The 402-nt window shown below is 41.5% G+C and carries 1 protein-coding gene; it reads left to right on the top strand.

The genetic code is table 11. The annotated features are described in order from the left end of the window. On the top strand, positions 1–402 hold a 402-nt coding region (locus MTBSS4_RS02975; RefSeq protein ID WP_173981916.1), incomplete at both ends, for a hemerythrin family protein.

Raw genomic sequence — 402 nt, 5'->3', positions numbered from 1 at the left:
TGAGCTTCTTAAGGATCTCGGACGTCCTTCCGAGAAAAATGACGATAATAAAATCATTGATAGCGTGGTCTCGGAGCTGAATGCATATGTGAAAATGCATTTTTCGCATGAAGAACAGCTTATGGATACGTTTGATTACGACGAAAGAGATAAACATAAGCAGATTCATGCCGGTTTTATCAAGAAGCTTAATTCTTTCAATATCGATGACCTACGTAGCGCAGGGAGAAGGGAGAGGTTGTTTTTTATAGTTTATAACTGGCTTGTGTCTCATATTGTCAGCATTGATCGAGTCATGATCGCCAAGATGACCGGTGAATATGATGATTCCGTCGGCGCGGACACTATTCGCAAGCAAACAGGAGTTGTTATTGGTGATGCTTTTGACTTGGCATCACAGCA

It is taken from the genome of Magnetospirillum sp. SS-4 (assembly GCF_902729425.1).
GTDB lineage: Bacteria > Pseudomonadota > Alphaproteobacteria > Rhodospirillales > Magnetospirillaceae > Phaeospirillum.
Note: the sequence above shows the minus strand (reverse complement) of the source record. Positions and strands in the feature narration are given on the sequence as shown.